Below are 12,403 nucleotides of genomic sequence, written 5' to 3'. Positions count from 1 at the left end.
CGTGTTGCTGGATACGTCGTTTCTCATCGATCTCATGAACGGCGACGCTGAGGCGGTGGAGAAAGCGCGGAAGTTAGAAACCGACCTCGTCCAGCAGCGGCTGTCGGCGATGACGCTGTTCGAGTTGTCCTATGGCGTCGCCCGTTCGGAACAGTCGGATGCGGAACACGAGAAGGTGGCGAACGTTCTCGCTTCAAAACCGATTCATCCTGCCGACACCGCCGTGATGCGAAAAGCCGGCCGTCTCTCCGGGGAACTGATGAACGACGGAAACCCAGTCGGTGACGGTGACGTGATCATCGGTGCAACCGCTGACATCATTGAAGAGCCCGTTCTCACCCGAAACGTCGATGACTTCGAGCGGCTTGACGTCGACGTGGAAACGTACTGAGAGAGGGCCCTGAAGCGATTCCTCTTGCTGGCCCAATAGGTGGGCGACGCCGATCATCTCGCGGGAGATGATTCCATGGCTCGTGTTGGGTCCTCACCGGTTTGTGTGTCGCTCAGTGGCGGAAGCAGCCCCGTGACGAGCACGACACCGCCGAGGACGACGACCAGCGCGAGGAAGCCGATCCACAGCGAGTACTGATCCGCGATGGCCCCGACGGCGACCGGCCCGAGTGCGCCTCCGCCGATGTAGACCGTTCGGATGACGCCGAACCCCGTCCCTTGGATGCTCGCGGGGAACGCCGAGGCGAGGTAGGTCAGTCCGGGTGGGAAACAGCCGAGCAGCCCGCTCGATAACACGACGCCGACGGTGAGCAGCCACAGGCTCTCGGCACTCAGCACGATGAGCAGTCCCGGAATCGCCACCGCGGCGAAGAGGCCGACGGTACGGCCCGGATCGAGTCGGTCGCCCACGACGCCCGCCGAGAGCTGCATCACGAGTCCCGTCGCGAAGAACAGCCCGAACAGGACCGTCGCCTGCCGTGGCGAGACCGCCGCGACGTCCCTGAAGTATGTCGGCAGGAAGCCCGTCACGCTCTGAAAGGCCACCATCACGCCCAACATCGTGATCGTCCCCAGGACGGCCGACCGTCCGGTGAGCGCGCGAGCGCTCGCGACGAGCGTGTCGATGGGCGACCTCGTCGAGTTACCGTCGGCGGGTTCCGACGAGCCACCGTCGGCCGAGGCTACCGATCTACCGTTGATGCGGCGCGGAACGAGCAGCCAGAGGCCGACGGTCACGATCACACAGAGCGGGAGCAGGAACCCGATCCCCGCACGCCAGCCCAACACGCCCATCACCACGCCGGCGACGACCGGAAAGACGCTGTTTCCGAGCGCTCCCGCCGCCTGGCTCACCGAGACGGCCGTCGTTCTGGCCTCGGGAAAGGCGTTGGCGAGCACGATGACACGGGAGGGACCGAGAATACCCGTTCCTGTACCCAGCACGGCCGTCGCGAGGACGAGCAGCACGAACGAGTTGCCCAAAAGCAGCGCGGACAGTCCGATCATCGTGACGCCCATCCCGACGAGGATGGCCAGCCGATGGCTTCGGAGATCGGCCAACAGGCCGCCCGGGAACTGGATGAGGCCGTACGCACCCCATACCAAGCCGACGAGGATCCCGACGGTCGAGTAGCCGAAGCCGAACTCATCCTGTATCCCGGGAATGACCGCTGGGTAGACGATCCGTGCTCCGATCGTGAGCATCCACATCGCGGAGATGATCAGGAGTAGCGACCCCGAACGCCCGCCGAACAGGTCACGCCACCCCCCAACCACGGTTGAAACCACGCTATCCGTGGGTTGTGAACGGGATCATAAGAAGCCTCTCAGATCGGTTCCGCGGCCTCGATCGGCCTCTTCGACGACCAACCGACCTACTCGACCAGCCGAACCGCGTCGCCCACGGCTACCCCCTCGGCGGCACCCGCGGGAAGCTCGACGATGCAGTCGGCAGTCCCGCGCCCAAGGCCGATCATCGGCGCGAGGCGTTTGACGTGACTCACCTCCTCGTCAACGATCCAGACCGCGTCGATGGCGAACGGGACGCCGATCATATGGAGGGTCCGTGCTTTTGCATTTTTAAATGGAAAGACGAGCGCGTAGTCGTCGGGGATCGATCGTCGGAACATGAGGCCGCGTCCCTGCTCGAACGTCGTCTCCGCGAGGTCGACGTCGCTCGCGAGGGTTCGCTCCTCGTCTCCGTCGGCCGATCGAGGTCGGTGGACGAGTCGCACGTGCTGGTGGTCACGGACGGGCGCTAAAATACTTCGCGAACGGGGTGGCGCGTCACTTCACGACCCGAAGTCACTCGCCGTGATTTTTATCCGAAGCGACCGAGTCGGCCGTTTTTCTCCCAGCCATCATCGCGAAAGGTTTACGCGAGCCAGCGGCGTACCCCGGCGCAATGAGTCGGGGCCCGGAGCTTATCATCACCGAGAAGGACAACGCCGCGCGGCGGATCGCCGAGATCCTCAGCGGCGGCTCCGCGAGCACGGAGCGGGTGAACGACGTCAACGTTTATAAGTGGGGCGGCAAGCGCTGTATCGGCCTCTCGGGCCACGTCGTCGGCGTGGACTTCCCCGCCGAGTACAACGACTGGCGCGACGTCGAGCCGGTCGAACTGATCCACGCCCCGGTGACGAAACAGCCGACACAGGAGGGGATCGTCGCCGCTCTCCGGCGACTCGCACGCAACGCCTCCCGTGTCGTCATCGCGACCGACTACGACCGGGAGGGCGAACTCATCGGCAAGGAGGCCTACGAACTCGTCCGCGAGGTCAACGAGGACGTCCCCATCGAGCGCGTGCGGTTCTCCTCGATCACCGAAAACGAGGTGCAGGAGGCGTTCGCCGCGCCCGACGAGCTCGATTTCGACCTCGCGGCGGCGGGCGAGGCCCGGCAGGTGATCGATTTGATGTGGGGGGCGGCGCTCACCCGGTTCCTCTCGCTTTCGGCCCGCCAACTCGGCGACGACTTCATCTCCGTCGGCCGGGTGCAGGGGCCGACCCTGAAGCTGATCGTCGACCGCGAACGCGAGATACAGGCGTTCGACCCGGAGGCCTACTGGGAGCTGTCCGCGGCGCTCTCGAAGTCCTCCGGCGACCCGTTCGAGGCCAGCTACTTCTATTTAAATGACGCGGGCAACGAAGCTGAGCGTGTCTGGGACGAGTCGGTCGCCGAGGCGCTCACCGACGCCCTCGCGGCGACGGACGAGGCGATCGTCGACGACGTGAATCGACGGACGCAGGTGGATGAGCCACCCGCGCCGTTCAACACCACCCAGTACATCCGGGCGGCGGGATCGCTCGGCTACTCCGCCCAGCGGGCGATGTCCATCGCCGAGGACCTCTACACCGCCGGCTACGTCACCTATCCGCGGACGGACAACACCGTCTATCCGGACGACCTCGATCCCCGGGAGCTTCTCAAGCAGTTGGGGCAGTCGAACACGTTCGCCGAGGACGTCGCCTCGTTGCTCGCGTTACAGGAGCTAGCCCCGACCGAGGGCGACGAGGAGACGACGGACCACCCGCCGATCCATCCGACCGGCGAGTTACCGTCGGCGTCGGACCTCTCCGATGACGAGTGGCGGGTCTACGAGCTGATCGTCCGTCGCTTCCTCGCGACCTGCGCGCCGCCGGCGACATGGGAGCGACTGAAGGTAGTCGCGCTCGCGAACGGCGGGGCGACCGAGGTTCTCGGTGGGTCCAACGTCGACCCGTTCGCCGCCCTCAGAGCGCCCGACTCGGCCGAAGGAGCCCCGTCGCTCGCGGCCGACGGCGGGCTCCGGCTCAAGGCGAACGGGAAGCGACTGCTCGAAGCGGGCTATCACGACGTCTACCCCTACCTCTCGAGCGACGAGCGGATCGTCCCCGATGTCGAGGTCGGCGAGACCCTCTCGATCGGCGAGCGGAACACGGCGGCGAAGGAGACCCAGCCCCCGAGACGGTACGGCCAGTCGCGGCTCATCGAGGAGATGGAGTCCCGAGGTGTCGGGACGAAGGCGACCCGCCACCGAACGCTTGAGAAGCTCTATGACCGCGGCTACATCGAGAACGATCCACCACGGCCGACTCGGCTCGCGGAGGCGGTCGTCGAGGCCGCCGAGGAGTTCGCCGATCGGATCGTGAGCGAGGAGATGACCGCCCAGCTCGAACGCGACATGGGTGCCATCGCGTCCGGGGAGCGGGAGTACGAGGAGGTGACGGAAGCCTCCCGTGAACTGCTTGACCGCGTCTTCGAGGACCTCACCGCCTCCCGCGAGGAGGTCGGCGATCACCTCCGCCGATCGCTGAAAGCCGATCGGACGCTCGGGCCCTGTCCGGACTGCGGGTCCGACCTGCTCGTCAGAAAGTCGCGATACGGCTCCTCGTTCGTCGGCTGTGACGGGTATCCGGACTGTGAGTACACCCTCCCGCTTCCCTCGACCGGCAAACCGCTCATCTTGGACGAGACCTGCGCCGAACACGACCTCCATCAGGTCAAGATGCTCGCCGGACGCAAGACGTTCGTCCACGGCTGTCCGCAGTGCAAAGCCGACGAGGCGGATGCGGCAGCGGACGAGGTGATCGGGGACTGTCCCGACTGCGGCGACGGCACGGAGACAGACGCGGGCGGCGAGTTGGCGATCAAGACGCTCCGCTCCGGGTCACGGCTCGTCGGCTGTACCCGCTATCCGGACTGCGAGTACTCGCTGCCGCTCCCCCGTCGCGGCGAGATCGAGGTCACCGATGCGATCTGTGACGAACACGACCTCCCCCACCTGCTCGTCCACGCCGGTGACGACCCGTGGGAATTGGGCTGTCCGATCTGTAACTACCGCGAGTATCGGGCGCGTGAGGATGGTTCCGAACTCCGGACGGTCGAGGGGATCGGCGAGCGAACCGCCGAGAAGCTCCAGCGTGCCGGGATCGACGGCGTCGAGGACCTCAAATCGGCCGACCCGGACGATCTCGCGGCGAACGTGGACGGCGTCGGCCCCGACACGGTTCGTGACTGGCAGGCGAATGCGGACTGACGCCCCCGCATCCGCCTGACAGGACCCGCCACGCTCCGACCGGAAACGCTTGTGGATGACCGATGCATACTTATCTACTCGTGGACAATTGATTCTAGCTATCGACCGGGAATCGGGGTCACCCCTCGCTCGCGGCCGACCTGCGGAACCAATACATGTCGGAAGAACACACGGACGATCGGTCCGATGAAATCGAACACGCTGACGGGACGATCGCTGGACCCACGGATCTCCCGGACGACCCTCCTCGAGTCGTTCGATCCTTCCTGGAGGCGGTCCCGTGTCCGACGGTCGTGTGTGACCCGCAGTCGCTCGCCATCGTGGCGGTCAACGAACCGGCAACCGAGCTGTTCGGTCTCGACCGTGGCACGCTCACCCTGATGGGCGTGATCGACCTCGGCCAGCTCGATCGAACGGTCGACGGGACGCCGGTGGCGGACCGATTGACCTCGACGGGCGTCGACGGGGATCGGACCCGATTCGAGTGGGTTATCGCCCCGACGGAGCAGGTTCGCCGTCACGTCGAGGTCAGCGCACGGGTCGCGTCGATAGGGGGTGCGGATCGACTCGTCGTCTGCTTCCGCGACGCGACGGAGCGGCGTCGTGCCGAACGGGACCTCCGGACACAGCGCCGCCTCGTCGACGCCATCGCCGCCACCATCCCTGCCGTGTTGTTCCAGTGTGGCGAAAACGGGACGCTCACGCGGTGGAACCGCCGTTTGGAGACGGTGAGCGGTTACGATGCCGCGACGCTCTCGGATCGCTCCTTGCACGACCTCTTTATCGACGGTGAGGATCCGGTCTCCGACGTACTCACCAATACGTACGATGCCGGCGACACGGTCGAACGTGAGGTGCTTCTGATCACGCGCTCCGGCGAGCGGATCCCCTACCGTCTCACCGCTGGCCCGATTTATACCGTCGACGGCGACGTGATCGGCGCGATCGGCATCGGACACGACCTGACGGAATCGTCGCTCCGTGAGGAGCGGCTCGCGGTGTTGACGCGGGTGTTACGGCACAACTTCCGGAACGAACTCAACGTCATCTCGGGGTTCACCGAGCAGGCGATCGCCGATATCGACGACCCGACGACGGTCTCGCGGCTCGAACGCGTCGCGGCGACGGCCGGCCGCCTGCTTCGGGTCGGCGAGACTTCCCGGAAGGTCGAACGGCTGCTCGATGAGCGCCCCACGCCGATCTCGATTTCGCTTTCGACGGCGGTCGCGGACGCGATCGATTCGCTCCCCGACACCCTGGTATCGCGGGCGACCATCGACGTCGACGTTCCGGAGTCGGTGACCGTGGAGGTCATCGAGCGGTTCCCGGAGGCGATCGCCGAACTCGTCGATAACGCCATCCGACACAACGACTCCTCGGAGCCGTGTGTCACCGTTCGGGCGGCCGAGCTGCCGAGCGAGTCGTGGGTTTCGCTTTTTATCACCGACAACGGGCCGGGGATCCCTGCCGCCGAGCGGGCCGTGCTCACCGGCGAGGAGACGCAACTCGAACATGCGAGCGGACTCGGCCTCTGGTACGTCAACTGGATCGTCGCCGCCGGGCACGGGTCGCTCGACATCTCCGAGAGCAAAGCCGGCGGCAGCCGGGTGGAACTCACGCTTCGGCTTGCGGACGGGCGGACCACGACCGATATGTCCTCCGCCACCGATGACGACCGCTGACGGCTCATCCCCCGGATCGGTAGCCGTCCGTGGGCGGTACCGGCGCTTCCGCACCTTTTTAGTGACCCCCGGAGGAGAGATGCCCAATGAGCAACCCGTGGGACGATTGGGACCACGTACTGAAGGTCGACCCCGACAAGGACCTGCTCGCGGGGGAGACCTTCGAGGACGTCTGCCGGACCGGAACGGACGCGATCGAGATCGGCGGGACGCTCGACATCACGCCCGAGAAGATGGCCCGTGTCGTCGAGGCCGCCGCCGAGTACGACGTTCCCCTGTATCAGGAGCCATCGAACCCGGGCGTCGTTATCGACTCTCCGGCGCTTGACGGCTACCTCATTCCGACCGTCTTCAACGCGGGCGGTCCCTTCTGGATCACCGGCGCACACAAAGAGTGGGTCCGGATCGACGACCTCGATTGGGAGCGAACTCACACGGAGGCGTACATCGTGATGAACCCCGACGCCTCCGTCGCCCAGCTCACGAACGCGAACTGCGACCTCAACGCCGATGACGTGGAGGCGTACGCGACGGTCGCCGAACGGATGTTCGGTCAGGAGATCGTCTACGTCGAGTACTCCGGCGCCTTCGGCGACCCCGAGACCGTCGCCGCCGCGGCCGACGGGCTCACCGACGCCTGTCTCTTTTATGGCGGCGGGATCTGCGACTACGAAAGCGCGCGGACGATGGCCGAACACGCCGACGTGATCGTCGTCGGAAACCTCCTGCACGACGAGGGTGTCGACGCGGTTCGTGAAACGGTTGAAGGCGCGAAAGACGCCTGACTGCGGCGCTCACGCGTCGCCCGCCGCGGAACACGTTTAAAAGGCTCCGACGGGTATCCGCTTCTATGCAACACGTGACGGTTCCGCAGGACCGGATCGGCGTGGTCATCGGTGCCGGTGGCGAGACGATGCGGGAGATCGAATCGCGGGCGAACGTGCGGCTCGACATCGACTCCGAGTCCGGAAGCGTCGCGATCGAGGAGCTTGACGACCCCGTCGCCGCGCTCGTCGCCCCCGATATCGTCCGGGCGATCGGCCGCGGGTTCACCCCCGAGACCGCCCTGTCCATCCTCGATCATGACCTCCGGACGCTCGATCTGATCGATCTGACCGAACACACCCGCAACGACAACGACCTCCAGCGAAAGAAGGGTCGGATCATCGGCGAGAACGGACGCACCCGCGAGCTGATCGAGGAGCTCTCCGGCGCGAACGTCGTTATTTATGGCACGACCGTCGGCGCGATCGGCGGCCCCGAGGAGCTGCAGGTCGTCCGCCGGGCCGTCGGGATGTTACTCGACGGTGCGCCTCACGGGGCGGTCTACTCATATCTCGAACGGAAATCGAACGAGCTGAACGACGACGTCTCCTTCAGCGCGCCGCGGTAGTCGTCGTTGTCGGCGTGGGCCTATCTTGTTTCACGTCGACTGCGCCAGACGAATGTACGCCCTTTTGAATGCTATTCCGGTGTTAATCTAATATCCTCATGACGCTCCTCGCCGGGTTCGAATTCGATCATCTTGACTTTGTCTACGGAACCGGCTCTTCTGACTTCAGCCGTGTGCTCGACCGGGTCGAGATTCGTGAATGTGAACTCACCGTTGGTATCTGATATTTCCTCATCTACAACGTCGTCGTCAACTGACAAAGTGATCTCTGCACCGTTCAGTATCTGATCCTCATTTCCTGCCTCAAATACCGACCCCGACCACGACGCCTGTGCGTCGAGTTCGAAGTCTTGGACTACGGTGTCGCCCTCGACGGGTACGGATTCGGTCCGTGTGGCGAAGCCGTCGGCATCGACGGTGAACTCGTACTGACCATGTACGAGTTCGAGTTGGTAGTTCCCGTCGACATCCGTCTCCGTGGTTTGGATGTTGCCCGCGTCGTCCTCAGCGGTGATGGTCGCCCCACCGATCGGCTCACCGTCGCTATTGTCCCGAACAGTCCCTTCAACGACCGTGGTGCTCTCCTCGAGTTCAATCGTCACTGATTCATCGGTGATGACCTCCTCGACGGTTCCGGGGTCGTAGCCGTCGGCGTCCGCCTCCAATATATACATGGCTTCCCGGTTCTCGACGAGGAAGGAGAACGCACCCTCCTCATCGGTCGTCGTGCTATCGAGATGCTCCCCCTCCTCGTCGAACAGATCGACGGTCGCCTCGCTGATAACCTCGCCATCGGCAGCGTCGACGACGGTACCGGTTACGCCCTCATCATCGGCGATCGGCGTGAGTTCGAGGCCGGTCTCACCGGCCGTAACGCTCTTCTCCGCGAAATTGTGATCGTCGGCGGTAACGCTCAATCTGTATTCGCCGCCGGATTCGAGATCGACGAAGGCGAACTCACCGTCGTTATTAGTCTCCGTCGAGTTGCGTATGCTGTTGTTCTGATCCAACAGCTGTATTTCGGCATCGGATATCGCTTCCGCATCCTCACCCTCCGCATCGAGGACGACCCCATCGATGCTGTCGGCGGTCTCACCCGTGCCCATGATATCGCCGACCGGCGGGAGCATCCCGAGCGCGACCGCGCCGTACGCGACGACCGACACGAGAACGGTCATCATCAGCAGGAAGGTCACCGCCGGTGCCCATCGCCGCGTGTTCGTCATCCCTTCCGATGACGACCCGGTCGGTTCGTCGTCCGACGCTGACCTCCCCCCACCAGCGTCGGTGGTGTCACTATCCGAGGCCATCGATTCGCCGTCTGAGCCCGCAGTGTCCTCCCTCGTCTCCTCCGGTGACGCTCCGTCGGTATCCTCCCATACCTCCTCCGACGCTTCCGTATCCTCGCTCCCTTCGACCGTCTCGCCGTCGTCGTGGTTTGCTGCCGTCGTCTCGTCCGCCGCTTCCGAGCCGTCCGATGTCGTCGTCATGGCCGCTTGGGCAGCGGTATCACGGTCATCGATTCCGTCCGGGCCCTCCTGCGGCGGTTCATCGATCGTTCCCAACGTCTGCACCCGTCGCTCATCGGCCGGTGTTCGTGGCGCGCTCGCCGAAAGCGCCGCCTGTAGCTCGTATACCGACGCGTGACGGTCACCCGGGTCCGGGGCCATCGCCCGGGCGATCGGATCCCGAACGCGTTCGGGGAGCGTGTCGAGTCCGTCCGAGGTGGAGCGGATCCCGTCGCCGATCGCCTCGGGAAGCGCGGCATCGCGTACGTCGGCGAAGGGCTCCTCGTCGGCTATGAGGGTGTACATGAGCGCGCCGATCCGGTAGACGTCCGTCCGTTCGGTGACCGCGGCGTCGCTTCCGTCGATCTGTTCCGGGGCCGTGTACGGGGTCACCGGTGGCTCCTCGACGAGCCGACTCACACCCCAGTCGCCGACCACCGGGATGGGTTCGTCACCGTCCCGTCGAAACGTCACCGATTCGGGGTGCACCGCGAGGTGCGTCCTCGTCGATCCGTAGCGTCCGTACGTACGTATCGCCTCACAGATACCGTCCCCTAAGCTGAGTTTGGTTGCAGCGTCGCAAGCTTGGGCTGAGGTGACGGTCTCGCCGTTCGCGAGGCGTTCGATCTCGTCGCCGGCATATTCGACGGCGACCCACGGCTCTGGTTCGACGCCCCAACCGACGATCGATCTGACCGATTGGCGTCCCGCGATCGTCCGCCACTGTCGACAGAGCGAATCAAAACGGTCATACGCCGACTCCGGGACGGTCCCCAGGAGCGTTCTGACGGCGACGGGGTCGCCAGCGGCGGTGACCCCGCGATGAGTTCGCCAGTGGACTCCGGTCCCGACCTCCTCACGGACTGTGACGGTCGCCCCGGTGCCGTCGAGCGTTTCGCCTGAAATGTCCATCCGATTTAATCCGGCGTTAGCTCGATGTTGTCCTCACGCTCCTGGCCGGGTTCGAATTCGATCGTGGTGTCTTTGTCTTCGTGACCGGCTCTTTCTCTAACTTCAACCGTGTGCTCTACAGGATCAAGGTTTGTGAACTCGAATTCACCGTCGCCATCGGATGTTTCCTCTGCGACAGTCTCACCGTTGACTAGTAAGGTGATCTCCGCACCGTTCAGTGTCTGACTTTCATCTCCTTCCTCAACTACTGTCCCCCTCCATGACGCCTGTGCGTCGAGTTCGAAGTCCTGTTCGACGACATCCTCATCGGCCACCACGGACTCCTCATCGGTCATGAAGCCGTCGGCGTCGGTGGTTACCTCGTACTGCCCGCGTTCGAGTTCGAGTTCGTAGTTGCCATTAGCATCCGTTTCCGTGGTTTGGGTATCGCCCGCGTCGTCCTCGGCGGTAATGGTCGCTCCATCGATCGGCTCACCGTCGTCACTGTCCCGAACAGTTCCCTCCAACGCGGTCGTGCTCTCCTCGAGTTCGATCGTCTCTGATTCATCGGTGGTGACCTCCTCGACGCCTCCGGGGTCGTAGCCGTCGGCGCTCGCTTCTAGGGTGTAGGTGGCATCTTGGTCCTCGATGGGGAAGGAGAACGCACCTTCCTCATCGGTCGTCGCGTTGTCGAGATGCTCCCCCTCCTCGTCGGACAGGTCGACGGTTGCCTCGCTGATCGCCTCGCCCTCGACAGCGTCGACGACGGTACCCGTCACGCTCTCATCGTCCCCGATCGGCGTGAGCTCGACGGTCTCACCGGCCGTAACGCTCTTCTCCGCGAAATTGTGATCGTCGGCGGTAACGCTCAATCTGTATTCGCCGCCGGATTCGAGATCGACGAAGGCGAACTCACCGTCGTTATCAGTCTCCGTCGAGTTGCGTATGCTGTTGTTCTGATGCAACAGCTGTATTTCGGCATCGGATATCGCTTCGCCCTCATCGTCAAATACGGTTCCCTCGATGGTATCACCACCGCCATCGGCGAGCGGACCCATTCCGAGCATCCCTGCGGCGTACACCCCGCCGATGATTACGGCTAAAGCGAGCGCAACGATGGCGACGTACATTCCGACCTTCCCGGACGGGAGGAGACCGTCCTTTTTTTTGAGGCTTGAGGAACTTCCGAGCGACGAGGAGGATCCGCTCACAGTCGGTTGTTTCAGCGCCGGCACACGCCTCGTTACCCGATTTCGTATCTCTCCGCTTGAGAGCCCGTAATCGCGCGATAACGACTGTACCGCCCTTTCGATCTCGTCGATCTCCTCCTTGATAAACCGCTCACGTAACGATTCTTCGGTCTGTTCCCACCGATCCGCCGTCTCCCCGAGCGGTTCTATCTCTTTCCGGCTCCCCGTCACAAACGCGACGTCGTAATCCGAGAGGGCGTCCGTATTCTCGGAGTCGGTGATCGCGAACCGCGAACCGGTGTCAAGCACCTCCTGCATGAGCCCTACCGCGGCGTTTGCATCACGAACCCCGATGTTTGCGATCGGCCCTGATTTGATGATTTCACGCAGTATCCGGCGTTCCTGCTTGCTTCCAGGGACCGTCTTTTCGTTACGGATGACCGCACGGAACACCTCCATCTCTTTTGAACGTTCATCGATGGTGTATCCCCATCTGGACTCCACGCGCTGGCGTAGGGCTGACTCGAACTCGCTGAGTAAGTTCGAGACGCTTCCCGCGGTGTACTCCGCGTAGAACTGCTCGCTTCTCGCGTCTCGCGTCTCGCGTGCGCGAAAGAACGCAATTATCCGCGTCTCCCCGACGGACTCCACCGAAAAACGCACGCCGGCGTAAAACAGCTCCTTTATTCGCTCGTTCGTTCGTTCAGTCCCACCGCTCGGCGCATACTCGTTTCCTTTCGTATCGTATATCCGTAATGCTGACATCCGTG

The 12,403-nt window shown here is 64.0% G+C and carries 9 protein-coding genes; 5 read left to right on the top strand and 4 right to left on the bottom strand.

Going from position 1 to position 12,403, the window contains the following annotated elements; all coding sequences use genetic code 11:
• Position 1: 1 nt before the first annotated feature.
• The gene (locus CHB65_RS10005) at positions 2 to 391 is read left to right on the top strand and encodes a type II toxin-antitoxin system VapC family toxin (protein ID WP_089384925.1); all 390 of its coding nucleotides are present in this window, start codon (positions 2 to 4) and stop codon (positions 389 to 391) included.
• Between the two features lie 53 nt (positions 392 to 444).
• On the opposite strand, the gene CHB65_RS10000 is transcribed toward CHB65_RS10005, so the two are convergent.
• Together CHB65_RS10000 and CHB65_RS09995 are read right to left on the bottom strand one after the other, a co-directional pair.
• Positions 445 to 1,740, bottom strand: coding sequence for an MFS transporter (locus CHB65_RS10000; protein WP_089384924.1), 1,296 nt, complete (start codon positions 1,738 to 1,740; stop codon positions 445 to 447).
• 86 nt (positions 1,741 to 1,826) lie between these two features.
• Entirely contained in the window at positions 1,827 to 2,186 is a 360-nt protein-coding gene (locus tag CHB65_RS09995; protein ID WP_089384923.1) for a DUF192 domain-containing protein, read from the bottom strand.
• A gap of 170 nt (positions 2,187 to 2,356) precedes the next feature.
• On the opposite strand from CHB65_RS09995, the gene CHB65_RS09990 reads away from it, so the two are divergent.
• The 4 genes from CHB65_RS09990 (at position 2,357) to CHB65_RS09975 (ending at position 8,044) form a co-directional block, all read left to right on the top strand.
• Complete coding sequence (locus tag CHB65_RS09990; RefSeq protein ID WP_089384922.1) at positions 2,357 to 4,969, top strand: DNA topoisomerase I; 2,613 nt, start codon at positions 2,357 to 2,359, stop codon at positions 4,967 to 4,969.
• A gap of 155 nt (positions 4,970 to 5,124) precedes the next feature.
• Complete coding sequence (locus CHB65_RS09985; protein ID WP_089384921.1) at positions 5,125 to 6,651, top strand: PAS domain S-box protein; 1,527 nt, start codon at positions 5,125 to 5,127, stop codon at positions 6,649 to 6,651.
• A gap of 86 nt (positions 6,652 to 6,737) precedes the next feature.
• Positions 6,738 to 7,436: a phosphoglycerol geranylgeranyltransferase gene (locus CHB65_RS09980; RefSeq protein WP_089384920.1), complete on the top strand. Its 699-nt coding sequence runs from the start codon at positions 6,738 to 6,740 to the stop codon at positions 7,434 to 7,436.
• A 65-nt stretch (positions 7,437 to 7,501) separates the two neighbouring features.
• A complete protein-coding gene (locus CHB65_RS09975) occupies positions 7,502 to 8,044 on the top strand; it encodes a KH domain-containing protein (RefSeq protein ID WP_089384919.1) in 543 nt (180 codons plus the stop codon).
• Positions 8,045 to 8,115: 71 nt separating this feature from the next.
• Here the strand turns inward: CHB65_RS09975 and CHB65_RS09970 are convergent, their stop codons facing one another.
• Together CHB65_RS09970 and CHB65_RS09965 are read right to left on the bottom strand one after the other, a co-directional pair.
• Positions 8,116 to 10,464 carry a carboxypeptidase regulatory-like domain-containing protein gene (locus tag CHB65_RS09970; protein ID WP_089384918.1) on the bottom strand — a complete coding sequence of 783 codons (2,349 nt, stop codon included), beginning with the start codon at positions 10,462 to 10,464 and terminating at the stop codon, positions 8,116 to 8,118.
• Positions 10,465 to 10,469: 5 nt separating this feature from the next.
• A complete protein-coding gene (locus CHB65_RS09965; protein WP_089384917.1) occupies positions 10,470 to 12,398 on the bottom strand; it encodes an MSCRAMM family protein in 1,929 nt (642 codons plus the stop codon).
• Positions 12,399 to 12,403 lie beyond the last annotated feature (5 nt).

Source organism: Halorubrum vacuolatum, from assembly GCF_900188065.1.
GTDB classification, from domain to species: Archaea; Halobacteriota; Halobacteria; order Halobacteriales; family Haloferacaceae; genus Halorubrum; species Halorubrum vacuolatum.
The sequence above is the reverse complement of the archived record's forward strand: the minus strand, read 5'-3'. Positions and strand labels throughout refer to the sequence as shown.